This is a genomic window from Pseudomonas sp. Tul2A7 (assembly GCF_054790505.1).
On the sequence record NZ_CP186499.1, the window covers coordinates 1,914,030 to 1,929,287 of the forward strand.

Consider the following 15,258-nt stretch of genomic DNA (forward strand, 5'->3'; position numbering starts at 1 on the left):
AAGATCGTAGCCTGCGGCAATTCCTACAGGGGTTGGAGTTAGCCTGCGGGAGGGGTTGGGGTGAACAAGCGCGCTTTGAGTCCGCCGGCGTGGACTTCGGCGCTGACCTGCCAGGTCGCGGGCAAGGGTGAGAACTCTTCCGGGCCGTCGAAGCTGCCGACCAGCCACACTCGACCATTTCCCGGCAACTCAGCGAGGCTGTCCAGATAGACATCGCGCTTTACCAGTGTGCCGAACCCGTACTCATTTGGCCGCGTCGATTGGCCATCGGCTTTCGGTGGGGTGAAGAGGCGCACTTGCGCCCCGGTGCGATCGTAGTAGACGTAGCTCAAGTACCAGAGCATGTCGCTGGTGACGATGCGGTCACCAGGCAGGAAGTGCTGGTTGACGTAGCTCACTACCGTGTCGAGTTGATCATGACTGTCGACCGTGGCGTTGTTGTTCACACCGACCAGTTCCACGCCGACCAGCGCTACCAGCACCGCCAGTGAAAGCATGCGCACGCGGCTGTACAAACGATCAATGGCCAACGCCGCCAGCATCGGTAATCCAAGAGCAAATGCCGTCAGGTAGCGCTCGATAAATACCGGCGTGATGAACGACACCGCAAACACCAACAGCAGGGGCAGCCCGGTGTACAGCGCCAACAGAATACTGCCGCGCGACACACTGCGATCGCGCATCACCGCGATGACTGCCAGCCCCAACATCGCCAGCGGCAACGCCGCGAAAATCAGCCACGGCAAACTTTCACCGTCATCCTGAATCAACCATGACCAGATCATCGACGGCAGCGAACTCAACGTAACGGCAGGCTCCCAACCGACATCGCCACCGGCCTCGAGCTGCTGCATGTGCTGCATCAAATCAAGCAGATTGGGCAGCCACGGCAGGTACAGCACGACAATGGCCAGGTTCGCCAGCCACCAGTTCCCGCGCTGGATATGCCGGAACCGGTAACCGCGCTGTACGCGGATCGCGATCAGATAAAGCCAGTGACACAGCGCCGCGAGCACGGCGAAATAGTGGGTGTAGAGCGCGGCGCTCATCAGCAGCAGGTAATACACCAGATAGCGCTGGCGCTGCGGGCGCCGGATCCAGTAGACCAGCGCCAGGCTTGCGGCAATCAGCAACGCACCGAGCAGCGCGTACATGCGCACTTCCTGGCTGTAGCGCACCGCCGTCGGTAGCAGTGCGAGTAACAATCCGGCGATGAACGCGGCGCGGCGAGTGGCCAGGCGATCCACCAGCCACACGCCCAGCCCGACCGCCGTAATGCCGGCCAGCGCACTGAGAGCGCGGACCGCGAAGATGCCGTCCCCGAACAATTCGACCCAGCCATGCAGCAGCATGAAATACAGCGGCGGATGCACATCAAATGCCGCGTGCTGCCAGATTTCACTCAGTGAGTAGCGCGCCAGCAGCAGACTGGAACCTTCATCGCCCCAGATCGCTGCCGCTGTCAGATCATAAAAACGCACGAACGCGGCCAGCGCGAGAATTGGCCACAGCCAGTGATTTTTTACCCAGCGCACCCAACGCAGACTGCCGAACCAGGAACCGGGCACGGCAAACGGATCTTGCGTGTCGCCCATTGGCGTGACTCTGTTGACCGCCATCGCTTCCTCTTGCCGCGCCGCAGCGCCACGAGAGTATGACGCGCCAACCTGCCCATCACTTTAGGTCAGCCACGGCAGAACCGTCGATGTCGGTTTGTGCTTTCACGACACCCGGCAACCCGGCGGCGATTTTCGCCTCTGGATACACGGATTCCCAACCACCGCCCAAGGCTTTGTACAGCCCGACCATGGCCAGCGACACGCCAGTGGAGCTTTCCACCCACTGCTCCTGCGTCGCCAGCAGCGCGCTTTGCACGGTGAGGACGTTGACGAAATCGACCACGCCTTCGACGTATTGCTGTTGCGCGGTGCGCAGGGCGATCTGGTTCTGCCGTACGGCTTCGGCGAGGCTGTCGCGGCGGCGCTGGCTGGCGTTGTAGGCAGTCAGTTGATCGTCGATTTCGTGCCATGCACGCAGTACGGTTTGCTGGTAGGCGATCGCCGCTTCCTGTTGTTGCGCTTCGCGCAGTTGCAGCATGCCGCGCAGGCGTCCGCCATCGAACAGCGGCAGACTGAATTGCGGGCCGATGCCGAAGGCGCGTGAACCCCACGAGCCAAAGTCGCTGAGTTGCATGGCTTGCGAGCCGAGGTTGCCGGACAGGGTGATGCGTGGATAGAAGTCGCCTTTGGCCACGCCGATGTTGGCGGTAGCAGCATGCAGGCGCGCTTCGGCCTGGCGGATATCCGGGCGGCGTTGAGCCAGTTGCGACGGCAGGCCGATGGCGACTTGCAGCGGCGACTGCGGCACGGCGGCGTCTGTGGATAACTCCTTGGCCAATGCCTGTGGCGGTTCGCCCATCAGCAGGCTGATCGCGTTGATCAACTGCGATTGACGTTGCTCCAGCGCCGGCAATCGCGACTCGATGGCCGCGACTTGCGCAGCGGCTTCGGCGACGTCGAGATCGGTCGCCACACCATCAGCCAGACGCAGTTGCGAGAGCTTCACGCTATGGCGGGCGACATCGAGGTTCTGCTCGGTGACGGCGCGGGTGTTTTGTACACCGCGCAGCTGAATGTAGTTTTGCGCCGTGTCAGCGAGCACGGCCAATAACACCCCGCGACGGTCGTTTTCGGCGACTTCGAGGTTTGCATCGGCGGCTTCTGTTTCGCGACGTACGCGGCCCCAGAAATCCAGTTCCCATGAGGCGGAGAAACCGGCGTCCCACAGGTTGAACGCGGATTCGCCGTTGTGTCCGGACGGGTCGTTCAGGCCCTCGCTGCTGTTGCGTTTGCGCGCGTAACTGCCCGTGGCGGCGGTGCTCGGATAACGGTCAGCGGTGATCACCTGGCGGGCGGCGCGGCTTTGCTGCAGACGACTGCTGGCCAGTTGCAGGTCGAGGTTGCTCTGCACCGCACGCTGAGTGAGCGCGGACAGTTGCGGGTCATGGAAGACTTCCCACCAGCGTTCGTTGAGGGGTTCGCTGACGGCTTGGCTGGGGGCGGACTTGGCGGGTTTGGCCCAGTCGGCGATTTGTGTGGCTTCGGGTTTCTGGAAGTCAGGGCCTACGGTGCAGGCGGTGAGGCTCACTGCGAGCAAGGCACTCAGAGTGATTTGCTGCCACTGGCCTCTTCGCGAGCAGGCTCGCTCCCACATTTTGGAATGCGCAGCCCCTGTGGGAGCGAGCCTGCTCGCGAAGGCGTCGGTTCGGTCAACACGGCTCATCGCTGAGTCACCTCACGCACAGACGTCGCCGAACTGGCGGTATCAATACTCGCCTCCACCGACATGCCCACCCGCAACCGTTCGGCCAACGGCTGACCCGGCTCCAGCATGATTTTCACCGGAATCCGCTGCACCACTTTGGTGAAGTTGCCTGTGGCGTTATCCGGTTTTACCGCCGCAAAGGTCACACCGGTTGCCGGGGCGATACTTTCGACGCGACCACTCAACGCTTCACCGCCGAGACTGTCGACGCGCACCTGCACGTCCTGCCCCGGCTGCACATCGGTCAATTGCGTCTCCTGAAAATTCGCCACGACATACGCCTGCTGCAACGGCACCACCGCCAGCAGCTTACTGCCCGGCGTCACATAGGCGCCGACGCGCACGGCCCGTTCGCCGATCATGCCGTCCTGCGGCGCGGTGATGCGCGTGTAAGAGAGTTCGAAACTGGCGATTTCCAGTGCCGCTTGTGCGTGTTTCAGACTGCCTTCGGCCGCATCTCGTTGAGCGGTAAGAATGTCGACTTGCTTGCGCTCTGCCGCCAGTTTCGCCGTGGCGGTGTCGAGATGAGCCGTGGCCTGATCAATGCGCGTGCGCGCCTGTTGCGCGTTTTGCACAGTGCCAGCGCCAACGCCCGCCAAATGGTTGTAGCGATTCAACTCCTGCTGAGCGAAAGCCATTTCAGCCTTGGCTGAGACCACCGAAGCTTGCGCTTGGGCGATCACCGACGTCTGGCGTTCCAGCGTCGCTTTGGCGTTCTGCAACTGCGCCCGCGCGACCAGGGTTTGCGCGTCCGCCGCTTCGGCTGAGGCGCGCAGATCGCGATCATCGATCAGCGCCAGCAACTGCCCGGCCTTCACTTGCTGGTTGTCTTCCACCAGCACTTCTTTGATGAAGCCGGCCACACGCGGCACCACCAGGGTGTAGTCGGCAGAGACAAAGGCGTCATTGGTGTTTTGCTGGGTACGTTTGCCAAACACGCCGGGCAGCGCCAGGTAAACCAGCACGCCGACCGCCAGTGCGGCGGCGATGGCCACCGCGAGTTTTTGCTTTGCTTGAGTCGTCATAAAAACCTTCTGTTTCAGTGAAGCAATCAGGTCGGCGCGCGCGGCGGAAAGATCCGCGTCGGCAGCCAGAAAATCAGCAGGATCAACGCCACCGCGACGCCGGCCATGCACACATAGAGATCGGAAGAAGTCAGCACCACGGCTTGTTCGTGCAGGCGATGGGCAAGACCCGGATCGCTGCGGTCGGCCAGCGGCGAATTGCCGAGGCTGTCGACCAACATGGTCGAATGGAAATGCAGGCGCGCGGTGGTCAGCGCTTCGATCACCCCGGTAGCGACCACGGCCGACAGGCCCTTCACCGTGTTGAACCACGCGGAGGCGAACGGCCCGTCCTGCGGCTGGATGCTGCCGGTGGACAACATCAACAGCGGCAACACCGACATCGGCTGACCGAAGATCTGCAGCCATTGCAGGACGTAGAAATTGTCGCGAATCCATTCTGAAGTCAGCAGCGATCCGCCCAGGCAGGACAGCGTCAACATGCTCAAACCCATGCCAAGCACCCAGCGGCAATCGACCCAGCGCAGGTTGCACAACGCGGCCACCAACGGCAGCGCAATCAGTTGCGGCAATGCGGCGATCAGCATGATCGGTGCGGTCTGCGCCGGGCGATAACCCTGCACCTGCGCCAGATAGCTCGACGGAATCAACACCACCGCCTGCAGAACGACCAGCACACCGGCCAACGTCATCAAGGCGAACGACAGGTTGCGGATACCGAGCATCTGCAATTTGAAAAACGGAATCGGCTGCGACCACTCGTTGATCAGAAACGCCACCAGCAGCAGCGAGCCGGCGCCGAGCAATCCGCAGATCAGGCTCGACTCGAACCAGTCCAGCCGATTGCCTTGCAGCAAACCGATCACCAACATGCAGATCGCCGGAAAGCCCAGCAGCAGGCCCTTCCAGTTGAACGATTTGAGGCGTTCCAGGCGCAGTGGATCCTGCGGAATACCCCACGCGACCATCGCCATGGCGATCAGACAAGGCACGATGATTTGCCAGAACGTCCACTGCCAACCGACGTATTCGGTCCACAAACCGGCCAGCGGCGTGCCGAGACCCGGGCCGAATGTCGCCGTCAGTGCGTAGCCTGCCAGACCGTAGAGTTTGATATTCGCCGGCAAAAAGCGCAGAGCGACGGTCATCAGCATTGGCGGCAACGCGCCACCGGCCAGACCTTGCAGGATGCGCATCAGCAGCAGACTTTCGTAGTTCGGCGCGAATGGACACAGCACGCCGAGCAACGTGAACAGACCGATCGCGCAAAGGGTGAAGCGGCGCAACGAGAAGGTCACCGAACACCACGGCGCGAAGGCCATAGCCGCGACCGAGGTGGCGGTGTAGCTGGCGACCAGCCAGGTGCCTTCGTCGTAACCGATGCTCAGCGCGCCACGGATGTCGGCCAGGGCCACCTTGGTGACCATCTCGTTGAGGCCCGACACCAGCACCGCCAGCAGCACGCCGACCAGGCCAATGATGATCCGCGCCCCGAACACCGGTGGCGTCGCCGCCTTCGCCGGGCTGGCCGCAGCGATGGGCGCTGCCGCCGTCAGGGATGTCATGAATACACACTCCGGAGGGAAAAATACCGGAGCATCTTAGTCGGGCTTGGCAATGACGAAAATTGACTTATTGGCAGGTTATAAGTGCACCAGACACAACGATCAACCCCTGTAGGAGTGAGCCTGCTCGCGATGGCGATGTGTCAGTCGATGCATGTATTGAATGACACACCGCCATCGCGAGCAGGCTCACTCCTACAAGGGTTTTGCGTTGGTTGGGGGATTAAGGCTGGGCAGCCAGCCACGTTTCGTCGCAACAGGCCTTGAGGGTTTCGCGCAGCCAGCGGTGCGCCGGATCTTTGTCGAAACGCGGGTGCCAGGCTTGTGTCAGCATCAAGGTCGGCAACGGGATCGGCAGGTCGAACGAACGCAGTTTCAACCCCAGGCGACGCACGCTGAGCAGCGCTTCCTTAGGCACCGGCAGGATCAGGTCGGAATCCGGCAGCGCAAACATCGCCGCATGGAAACTCGGCGCGATCACCGCCACGCGCCGCTCCAGACCCAGCGCATTCAGCGCGGTATCAATAGGGCCGCGAGCGATGCCGCGGCGCGACATGCTGATGTGGGAAAACCCGGCGTAGCGCTCGGCAGTGATTTCGCCGTCGAGCAATGGATGGTCTTCACGCACCAAACCAACGAAGTGCGTGGAAAACAGGTTCTGCACTTTGACTTCAGGGGTGACGGGCCGAGTGTTGCTGACGCTCAGATCAATGCGCCCTTCTCGCAGCGCTTCATCATCGCCGTCGCCCTCCGGGACGAAACGCAGTTCGCAGTGCGGCGCCAGTTGGTCGAGGGTGTCGAACAGCTTGCCGCCGTAGACACCGATGAAAAAGTCGTTGGCGCGGATGCTGAAACGGCGGCGCAGTGTGCCCAGTTCCACGCTGTCGGCGGAGCGGAACAGCAGCGCGGCCTGCTCGACCACATCGCGAACTTGCTCGCGTAATTCCAGGGCTTTGGGGGTTGGCACCAGACCACGGCCGGCGCGCACGAGGATCGGATCACCGATGGCTTCGCGAATTCGCGTCAGGGTGCGACTCATGGCGGCCGGGCTGAGGTTCATCCGCCGCGCGGCGCCGACCACACTGCCCTCGTCGAGCAAGGCGTCGAGGGCGACCAGAAGGTTCATGTCCGGGAGTTGCATGCTGAGCACTCATGGCTGATCAGGATTGATCTGGGCGCAATGCTAGCAAACATCTTTCAGCTTTGGCGGCGCCTTCAAAGACGCCTTCGCGAGCAGGCTCGCTCCCACACTGGACTTCTGTCGTTCATAAAACCTGTGCCCGCAGGAGATCAAATGTGGGAGCGAGCCTGCTCGCGAAGGGGCCAGCCGCAACGCCACAGAATTACCGCTGCATACCCCAACGCTTGACCGTCACCCGCTCCAGCGTATCGAACACCAGATTCTCCACCATCAAGCCAATCAAGATCACCACCGCCAACCCGGCAAACACCTTGTCGGTATACAGCTCATTGCGATTCTGAAAGATGTACCAACCCAGCCCACCCTTGCCACTGGTCGCGCCAAACACCAGTTCCGCCGCGATCAAGGTGCGCCAGGCAAATGCCCAGCCGATCTTCAACCCGGCCAGAATCGACGGCAGCGCCGCCGGGATCAGGATGAACAGCACCAGCCGCAACCCCTTCAAACCGTAATTGCGACCCGCCATGCGCAGGGTTTCCGAAACCCCAAGAAATCCGGCATAGGTGTTCAACGCCAGCGCCCACAATACCGAATGCACCAAGACGAAGATCAGGCTGTTCTGCCCCAAGCCAAACCACAGCAACGCCAGCGGCAACAGAGCAATCGCGGGCAACGGATTGAACATCGAGGTCATCGTGCTCAGCAGATCACGGCCCAACTGCGTCGATACCGCCAACGTAGTCAAGGCGAACGCCAAAACGATGCCGATCAGGTAACCCTTGATCAACACCACCAACGAAATCGACACCTTGGCCAGCAACTCACCGCTGAGCAGGCCCTCGAACAGCGCGTGGCTGGTCTGCAGGAAACTCGGCAGCATCAGGTCATTGTTCTGGATCCGTGCGACCACTTCCCACAGCACCGCCAGCACAATCAGGATCAGGCCTTTACGCAGCCAGCCCTGTTGCCACAGCCGCGTGCCGAGCGACAGTTCACGCTCGACCGGCACTTCGGTCAACGGCTCCAGCACAACTTCGAATTCTTCACGCACAGATGATGAATGGCTCATCGGGTAGTCCTCCTGGCCGCTCAATAGGCGATGCGAATATCGTTGAAGTCGTGGTCACGCTCGGTTTCCGGCGACTGGCCTTCGTCGAACAGCAGACGATGAATGCGTCGCGCCGATTCCTGAAACGCCACGCCACCGAGGCTGTGCAGATCGTATTGATGGCTGTGCACTTCGGCGCGCACTCGGCCGGGATGCGGCGACAGCAGCAGGATGCGATTACCGACCACCAACGCCTCTTCAATCGAGTGGGTAACGAACAACAGGGTGAAACGCACTTCTTCCCAGAGCAGCAGCAATTCTTCCTGCATCTTGCGCCGGGTCAGTGCATCGAGGGCGGCGAACGGTTCGTCCATCAGCAGGATTTTCGGCTGCATCGCCAACGCCCGGGCAATCGCCACCCGCGCTTTCATACCGCCGGACAAGGTGTGCGGATAGGCATCGGCGAACGCCGCCAGTCCGACCTTTTCCAGATAGTGCAGCGCACGTTCTTCGGCTTCTTTTTTCTTCAGGGTGCGCGAGGCAAGCAGCGGAAACATCACGTTCTGTTTGACGGTTTTCCACGGTGGCAGTTGATCGAACTCCTGAAACACCACGATGCGGTCCGGCCCCGGCGCGTCGACGCGCTGGCCTTGCAGACGGATCTCGCCTTCGCACGGCTGAATGAAGCCGGCGACTGCTTTGAGCAAAGTGGATTTACCGCAACCGGAAGGGCCGAGCAGCACGTAGCGATCGGCCGGGTCGATTTCAAAACTGACCTGGTGAGTGGCGCGCACCACGCGTTGCGGCGTGCGGTATTCGAGGCTGACATGATCGACCGCCAACAGCGCTTCGCTGCGGGCGATCGGAGTGCTGGCCGCGTGGCCTGGCAAGGGAGCGTTCATTATTTGCTCAATCTCCGGCGAATCAGAAAGGCGCGTCGCCCTGAATGGTCGTGCGATACAGCTTGCGGCGCAGGTGCGCCGGGCAGCCGGCGGCGAGATGGATCAGCGAACGGTTGTCCCAGAACACCAGATCGTGGGGCTGCCACTGATGGCGGTAGATGTTCTGCGGCAGCACGCTGTGGGCGTACAACTCGCTCAGCAGTTGCTGGCTCTCGTCTTCCGGCAGACCGACGATGCGTGTGGTGAAGCCTTCGCTGACGAACAGCGCCTTGCGTCCGTTCTCCGGATGCGTACGCACCACCGGGTGCACCACTTCGGCGACCTGAGCCAGTTGCTCCGGGGTCAGGGTCGGGCGCCAGTTACCTTCGAATTTGGTTTCGCTATAGCGGGCGGTGTAGGAATGCGCAGCGCTGCGGCCTTCGACTGCTTTGCGCAACGCTTCGGGCAAGCTGTCCCAGGCTTTGTGCATATCGGCGAACAACGTGTCACCGCCCTCGGACGGCAACTCCTGCGCGTGGAGCATCGAACCGAGGCTCGGCAGCTCTTTATAAGAGAGGTCGGAGTGCCAGAACTTGCCGGCATCACCGAGGCCGATGTTCTGGCCGTTTTCGATGATGTTGGAAACGATGAGGATTTCCGGGTGGTTGGCCAGCAGGAACTGCTTGAGCACATGGATCTGCAACACGCCGAAGCGGCGGCTGAAGTCGATTTGCTGTTGCGGGGTGATTTGCTGGTCGCGGAACACCACGACGTGGTGATCCAGGTGCGCGCGATGGACGCGCGCAAAGTCCTGATCATTGATCGACCGGGTGAGGTCGAGGCCGATGATTTCGGCGCCGACGGCACCGCTGAACGGGCGGATTTCAAAGGATTGCGGCGCGGCGGTCGCGGCGCTTGGGGAAGCAGTAGCTGCGGACATCTTTCCATCTCCCACGCACGGCACGCTCACGGGCGCGCTCGTCGATCAGACACTCACGCTGGATTGCGTGTTGGTTCAGGTCGTGCGGCGCGCCGATTGGTCGGCAGGTACGCAGGGGGATGACTTTATAGATATAAGAATTGGAAATTAAATACCGTTAATGAATAACGATATGGCGATTGGTGAGGAATGGACTGGGTGGTGAGTGACGGTTTTTGTCACTTACTGACAGGGATGTGGTGTTTCAGCTGACGCTATCGCGAGCAGGCTCACTCCTACAGTAACCGCATTTCTCCAGATGGAACGCGATCAACTGTAGGAGTGAGCCTGCTCGCGATGAGGCCAGTGAGGTCACTAAAAAATCAACGCTCGTGCAACGCCTCTGCCCGTGCGCGAATGATCGGTTTGAGCAGGTAGCTCAACACCGACTTCTTGCCGGTAATGATGTCCACCGACGCCACCATTCCCGGAATGATCAGCAACGGTTTTTCATCGGTACCCAAGTGACTGCGCTCAGTGCGCACCTTGATGATGTAGTACGTGGTTTTCTTGTCTTCGTCGGTGATGGTGTCGGCACCGATCTGCTCAAGCTTGGCTTTAAGCCCGCCGTAAATGGTGTAGTCGTACGCAGTGAACTTGACGATTGCTTCCTGCCCCGGATGCAGGAACGCAATGTCCTGCGGACGGATCTTGGCTTCGACCAGCAAGGTGTCATCCAGCGGTACGATTTCGACCATGTCGCTGCCCGGCTGAATAACGCCGCCGATGGTGTTGACCAGCAGCTTGTTGACGATGCCGCGCACTGGCGATGTCACCAGCGTACGGCTGACGCGGTCTTCCAGGGCCTTGCCGGTCGCGCTGGCCTTGTTCAGGTCGGTGCGGGCTTCGTTGAGTTGGGTCAGCGCTTCGCTGCGGAATTTGCCACGGGTTTCGTCGATCTTGCGCTGCACTTCCTTGATCGCCGATTCGGCGCGCGGGATGGCCAGCGTCGTTGCATCCAGTTGACCACGGGTTTCCACCTCGGCACGCTTCAGACGTAGCACTTCCACCGGCGACACCGCGCCCTGCGCCACCAGCGGCTCGGACATGTTGATTTCCTGGCGCTGCAAGCCAAGCTGCTGACGATACTGCGCTTGCTTGGAGGCGAATTCGCGCAGCTCTTGCTGACGCTGAATCAACTGCTCCTGCAAACCACCGATCTCGTCGTGCAACTGCTGACGGCGGCTGATGTACAGCGATTCCTCACTTTTCGCTTGGCCCGGCACGGCCTTGAGCACGTCCTCGGGAAAATTCAGTGGACGGTCATCGACCTCGGCGCTCAGCCGTTCAACGCGCAGCAGCATCGACAGGCGATCCGCTTCGGTTTCGCCGACGTTGGAGGCAAATCGCGTGTCGTCGAGGCGAATCAACGGCGCGCCGGCTTCAACAATCTGGCCTTCCTTGACGAACAGTTCGGAGATGATCCCGCCCTCAAGGTTCTGGATTTTCTGGATCTTCGACGACGGAATCGCCTTGCCGTCGCCCTTGGTCACCTCGTCGATGACGGCGAAGTTGGCCCACAGCAGCAGGAAGATGAAGAAGCCGATGATCGCCCAGATGGTCAGGCGCACGACGCGCGGGGCGTCTTCGATCAGCGCCTTGTTGACCTCCGGCAGGGGCTGGCCCTGCAGCGATGCCGAGCCTTTGAAGTAGCGACGGATCGAATCCTTGAAACCCGACTTAAGCAACACTGATCTGCCCCTTCTTCAACGCTTCCATCACGGCGGCTTTCGGGCCATCGGCGAGAATCTGTCCACGGTCGATCACCAGCAGACGATCGACCAGCGACAACAGTGAAGCCCGGTGCGTGACCAGCACCACGGTCTTGTTTTCAATCACCGCCGCGAGGCGTTGCTTGAGGCGTTCTTCACCGGTGTTGTCCATCGCACTGGTCGGCTCGTCCATCAGCAAAATCGGTGGGTTGAGCAACAAGGCCCGGGCCAGCGCGACGTTCTGTCGTTGACCGCCGGAGAGGTTCTGTCCACGCTCGCCGACTTGCAGCTCATAGCCTTGCGGATGCAGACGGGCGAATTCGTGGACGCCAGCCAGTTCGGCCGCCTGCAGGACAAGTTCGTCTTCTACGTAACGTGCGCCGGAGACGAGGTTGTCACGCAGGGTGCCGGCCAGCAGTTGAATGTCTTGCGGCACGTAGCCGATGTTGTAACGCAGTTCGCTGACGTCGATCTGGCGGATATCCACACCGTCGACCAGCAAGGCGCCGTCGTCCGGCTGATACAGGCCGACCAACAGTTTGGCGAGCGAGCTTTTGCCCGAGCCGCTGCGGCCGATGATGCCGATCTTCTCGCCGGGACGGATCACCAGATTGATGTTTTTCAGCGCCGGGTTCTGTTGTTCCGGATAGGTGAAGCTGAGCTGGCGGCACTCGATCGCACCTTGCAGAACCTTGCGGCTCAGCGGGCGCTCTTCGAAGTTGCGTTCTTGCGGCAGCTCCATCATCTGGTCGACCGAAGTCATGGTCACCCGTGCCTGCTGGTAACGGGTCAGCAGACCGGACAACGAGGCCAGCGGGCTGAGGGCGCGGCCACTAAGCATGTAGCAGGCAATCAGACCGCCCATGCTCAGGTTGCCGGCGATGATCTGGTACACACCGAAGACAATCATGATCACCCCGGCCAGTTGCTGGATCAGCAAGGTGATGTTCATCGCCAGGCCGGAGAGCATTTTCACTCGCAGCTCGAGGCGGCTGAGGGTGCCGATGGTCTGTTCCCACTGATACTGGCGTTCGCTTTCGGCGTTGTTGACCTTCACCGCGTCGAGGCCGGCGAGGGTTTCGATCAGGCTCGACTGGCGCTCGGCACCGAGGGCCATGGTGCGTTCCATCGTCGCCACCAGCGGCTTCTGCAAGGCGTAGCCGATCAGCAGAGCAATCGGGAACGCCAACACCGGAATCCACACCAGATGCCCGCCGAGAATGGCGATGACAATAAAGATGAGGATGGTGAACGGCAGGTCGATCAGGCTGGTCAGGGTCAGCGAGGCGAGGAAGTCGCGCAGGCTCTGAAACTCATGGATGTTCTGCGCAAAACTGCCGACCCGCGCCGGGCGGTACTTCATCGCCATGCCGACGATGCGTTCGAACAACGTTGCAGAGATGATCAGGTCGGTTTTCTTTCCGGCCAGATCCAGGCACAGGCTGCGCAGGCTCTTGAGAATCAGGTCGAAGATATAGGCGCCAGTGATACCCAGCGCCAGCACCCACAAGGTCGCTTCGGCCTGGTTCGGCACCACGCGGTCGTAGACGTTCATCACGAACAGCGGCGCGGCCATGGCGATGATGTTGATCAGGAAACTCGCGGCGATGGCGTCGGCATACAGCCAGCGCGAACGCTTGAGGGTGTCGCGGAACCACGAGCGTGCACGCGGAATCAGCGTGCCGTGGTTGACGTCGAATTTGTGTTGCGGCTGAGCGAAAAAGACTTTGCCGGTGTAATCGTCGGCGAGCAGTTCGCGACTGACGATGGACTCGCCGCCGTCGGTTTCGCTGAGCAGCACCCGCGCTTCGTTGTCACCCTGCCAGCCGAGCAGGACGGCGCTGCGACCATCCTTGAGCAGCAGCAAGGCCGGCATGGCGATCGCCGGAATTTCTTCCAGTTTGCGCTGCAATACCCGACCTTGCAGGCCGGCGCGAGCCGCCGCGCGGGGCAGCAACTCGACACTCAGACGTTGTTTGGGCAGCGGCAGGCCGGTGGTCAGCATCGCCGCGCTGGCGGGTTTCTGATGAAGCATGCAAAGGGCGAGCAGGCCATCCAGTAACGGATCGTCGTGCAACGCGCGTGGATCATGACTGAGTTGAACTCGACTGACTTCTGATTCCACGCTCGACACTCTTTGACAGTTGAAAAGGGATAACTCAATTCATCCCAGGCAGCTGGACCTTGGGCTTCACGTCGTTCTGCACAACGGATGCCAACGGTGCGACCACTCCCTGGCTTCTGAGCAACTCGCCCATGGTCGCCTTGATTCGGTACTGAGTAAATAACTGAATGTTTTTGATTTCCGCCAGACGCCGCGAAGCGGTGAACAACTCGTTTTCGCTGTCGAGCAAATCGAGCAGGGTACGTTCGCCGAGGCTGAACTGACGCTGGTAGGCGGTGCGCACCGAGGTGCTGTGATCGACGTATTGCTGCGCAATCGGCACCTGGGCGTTGGCGTTGTTCAGGGCGTTCCAGGCCAGACCGAGTTCTTCGTTCAACTGACGCAGGGCGTTGTTGCGGATGTCCAGCGCCTGGTTCGACAGGTACGACTTGGATTCCAGATCAGCCTTGTTGCTGCCACCGGAGTAGAGGTTGAAGCGCATGCGCAGCATGGCTTGCCATTCGTTGTTGTGGCCGTTCTGGCCATCGAGATCGTTATCGGCGGTACGGCCCAGTTCGGCGTCGAAACGTGGGTAGAAGGTCGACTTGGCGGTTTCGTACTGCTTCTCGGCAGCGGCGATGTCGGATTCGGCCGAACGCAGGATCGGACTGTTTTCCAGCATCTGCTGGCGCGCTTCATTGAGGTTGGCCGGCATCATCGCCATGAACGGCGCCGGACGCTCCAGCTGATCGGGCATCTGGCCGACGGCGCTGAGGAAGTTGGTTTCCGAGTCGGCGAGGTTGGTCTGCTCGGTGATCAGGTTGTTGCGGGCCTGGGCCATCCGCGCTTCAGCCTGATCGAGGTCGGCACCGCTGCCAACGCCGCGTTGGGTGCGCAACTGGATCTGGTCGTAGATGCGCTGGTGGCTCTTGAGGTTTTCTTCGGCCAGACGCACGAATTCGCGGCGGGTCAGCACGTCCAGATAGACCTGGGCGACAGTCAGCGCGGTGCGCTCGGAAGTGCCCAGTAAGGAGTAAGCGCGGGAGTTAACGGTGGCTTGTTGACGCCCGACTTCGCTGGACGTCGCAAAACCGTCAAAAACCATTTGCGAGAGACGTAAACTTGACTCGCTGCGGTTCAGAGTTTCCCAGTGGTTGCCGCCGCCATTGGCGCGAGTGGTGACGCTGTCGGTGCCTTCACGGCCATAACCGCCGAGCAGATCGACCTTCGGCAGGTATCCACCTTTTGCCGCTCTTAATTGATAATCCGCGGCCAAACGACTGTTGACCCCAGCCTGGATTTCCGGATGGACATCCAGTGCCTGCTGCATGGCTTCTGGTAAGGATTGTGCTTGTACAAAAGAGGCGGCGAGAGCGAAGGGTACAGCCATGAAAAGGGGCAAACGCATGGTAATAATTTTCCAGAACTTCTTGTCTTGAATCACAGCAGAATGTCGCGCTGCGTCGGATGATTGGCAAC

11 protein-coding genes are annotated in these 15,258 nt (G+C 60.9%); all 11 read right to left on the reverse strand.

Annotated features, from left to right (window positions below; all coding sequences use genetic code 11):
- Positions 1 to 38: 38 nt before the first annotated feature.
- Positions 39 to 1,619: a glycosyltransferase family 39 protein gene (locus ACOYXJ_RS08610; RefSeq protein WP_460368961.1), complete on the reverse strand. Its 1,581-nt coding sequence runs from the start codon at positions 1,617 to 1,619 to the stop codon at positions 39 to 41.
- 55 nt (positions 1,620 to 1,674) lie between these two features.
- Positions 1,675 to 3,282: an efflux transporter outer membrane subunit gene (locus tag ACOYXJ_RS08615; RefSeq protein WP_460368963.1), complete on the reverse strand. Its 1,608-nt coding sequence runs from the start codon at positions 3,280 to 3,282 to the stop codon at positions 1,675 to 1,677.
- Positions 3,279 to 4,349 (reverse strand): HlyD family secretion protein, encoded by a 1,071-nt coding sequence (locus tag ACOYXJ_RS08620; protein WP_460368965.1) that lies wholly within the window; start codon positions 4,347 to 4,349, stop codon positions 3,279 to 3,281. The genes ACOYXJ_RS08615 and ACOYXJ_RS08620 overlap by 4 nt, the downstream gene beginning before the upstream one ends.
- A gap of 26 nt (positions 4,350 to 4,375) precedes the next feature.
- Positions 4,376 to 5,914 carry an MFS transporter gene (locus ACOYXJ_RS08625; RefSeq protein WP_460368967.1) on the reverse strand — a complete coding sequence of 513 codons (1,539 nt, stop codon included), beginning with the start codon at positions 5,912 to 5,914 and terminating at the stop codon, positions 4,376 to 4,378.
- 223 nt (positions 5,915 to 6,137) lie between these two features.
- Entirely contained in the window at positions 6,138 to 7,055 is a 918-nt protein-coding gene (locus ACOYXJ_RS08630) for a LysR family transcriptional regulator (RefSeq protein ID WP_016985559.1), read from the reverse strand.
- 202 nt (positions 7,056 to 7,257) lie between these two features.
- On the reverse strand, positions 7,258 to 8,124 hold the full coding sequence (locus ACOYXJ_RS08635) for an ABC transporter permease (protein ID WP_460368969.1): 867 nt from the start codon (positions 8,122 to 8,124) through the stop codon (positions 7,258 to 7,260).
- Positions 8,125 to 8,144: 20 nt separating this feature from the next.
- A complete protein-coding gene (locus ACOYXJ_RS08640; RefSeq protein WP_460368971.1) occupies positions 8,145 to 9,005 on the reverse strand; it encodes an ABC transporter ATP-binding protein in 861 nt (286 codons plus the stop codon).
- A 22-nt stretch (positions 9,006 to 9,027) separates the two neighbouring features.
- Positions 9,028 to 9,924 carry a TauD/TfdA dioxygenase family protein gene (locus ACOYXJ_RS08645; RefSeq protein ID WP_460368973.1) on the reverse strand — a complete coding sequence of 299 codons (897 nt, stop codon included), beginning with the start codon at positions 9,922 to 9,924 and terminating at the stop codon, positions 9,028 to 9,030.
- Between the two features lie 362 nt (positions 9,925 to 10,286).
- Positions 10,287 to 11,654 carry an HlyD family type I secretion periplasmic adaptor subunit gene (locus ACOYXJ_RS08650; RefSeq protein WP_007918311.1) on the reverse strand — a complete coding sequence of 456 codons (1,368 nt, stop codon included), beginning with the start codon at positions 11,652 to 11,654 and terminating at the stop codon, positions 10,287 to 10,289.
- Complete coding sequence (locus ACOYXJ_RS08655) at positions 11,644 to 13,800, reverse strand: type I secretion system permease/ATPase (protein WP_095122335.1); 2,157 nt, start codon at positions 13,798 to 13,800, stop codon at positions 11,644 to 11,646. The genes ACOYXJ_RS08650 and ACOYXJ_RS08655 overlap by 11 nt, the downstream gene beginning before the upstream one ends.
- Positions 13,801 to 13,834: 34 nt before the next feature.
- Positions 13,835 to 15,187 carry a TolC family outer membrane protein gene (locus ACOYXJ_RS08660; protein WP_150708662.1) on the reverse strand — a complete coding sequence of 451 codons (1,353 nt, stop codon included), beginning with the start codon at positions 15,185 to 15,187 and terminating at the stop codon, positions 13,835 to 13,837.
- Between the last annotated feature and the right edge of the window lie 71 nt (positions 15,188 to 15,258).